1 protein-coding gene and 1 pseudogene are annotated in these 1075 nt (G+C 68.0%); both read right to left on the bottom strand.

The window, feature by feature from the left end; genetic code table 11:
- Positions 1-687, bottom strand: a 687-nt coding sequence (locus KGA66_RS29190) for a polysaccharide deacetylase family protein (protein ID WP_211472848.1), incomplete at its 3' end; no start/stop codon positions are given.
- A gap of 123 nt (positions 688-810) precedes the next feature.
- Positions 811-1075 (bottom strand): annotated as a pseudogene (locus KGA66_RS29185) (glycoside hydrolase family 11 protein); the annotation flags it as partial.

The following is a 1075-nucleotide window of genomic DNA, read 5'->3' as shown; positions in this document are numbered from 1 at the left end:
GGCCCGACCGGTCTGCGGGGAGATCATCCCGGCGCACAGGCCCTTGTTCGCGAGCACTTGCGCTATCTGCGGAATCGCGGCGAGCGTGTTCGCCGGCCACTCGTGCATGAGGATGATCTGCCCGTTGCTCAGCTGGGAGTTGGCCTGCACGATCGCGGCGGTGCTCGCGCCGTTCCAGTCCTGGGAGTCGATGTCCCAGATGATCTGGGTCAGGCCGTACTTGGCCTCCACCGACTGCAGCGTCGCGTTGGTCTCGCCGTACGGCGGGCGGAAAAGCTTCGGCGTGCCACCGCCAGCGTTCGCGATGGCCTGCTGGGTGTTGCCGAGTTCCGAGTCGATCTGCGAGTAGCTCTCCTGGACCAGATGCGGATGGGTGTAGCTGTGGTTGCCGATCCACATCCCCGCGCTGACCTCGGCCTGGACCTGGGCGGGGTAGGCGGCCGCGTACTGGCCCTCGTTGAACATGGTCGCGCGCAACCCGTTCTGCTTGAGCGCGCTGAGCAACGCCGGGGTGTGGCTGTTGGACGGCCCGTCGTCGAAGCTGAGCCCGACATACCCGTTGCACGTCGCGGCGTGCGCGGGGGCGGCGGCGGTGACGGCGCTGAGGCCCGCCATCGCCGCGGTCAGCGCCGCGGCGGCCAGAGCGGCCAGCAGCGGGCGTCTTGACGTAAGGGGTCTGATGCGCATGAGGGTGGGTTCCTCCAGAGCAGGGCCCGTACCGGGCCGGCCGGGCTCGCCGGCGTCGAGCGGCCATGGGCACGGACCGGCCGGCCGCTCGACGCCGATGAGGAGTTACGGGAACCGCTGGAGCTAGCTGGTGCTACAGGACACTGATGGCCATGTCCATTGGCCGTTGGTGGCTACGGTGATACCGAAGTTGTTGCCGCTGCCGTTGGGTTTGGCGACCATCACGTACTGGCTGGGCCAGCTGGCGCTGACGTTCCAGGTGTTGTAGACCACCGCGGGGGCGACCATGTTCATCGTCACGGTCCAGGTGTTGGAGCCGCTGACCGAGACGTTGAGGTTGTACCAGTTGTTGCCGACCGTGCCGGCCGACAGCGTCGCGGTGCAGCCG

It is taken from the genome of Actinocrinis puniceicyclus, from assembly GCF_018283645.1.
GTDB classification, from domain to species: Bacteria; Actinomycetota; Actinomycetes; order Streptomycetales; family Catenulisporaceae; genus Actinocrinis; species Actinocrinis puniceicyclus.
Note: the sequence above shows the minus strand (reverse complement) of the source record. Positions and strands in the feature narration are given on the sequence as shown.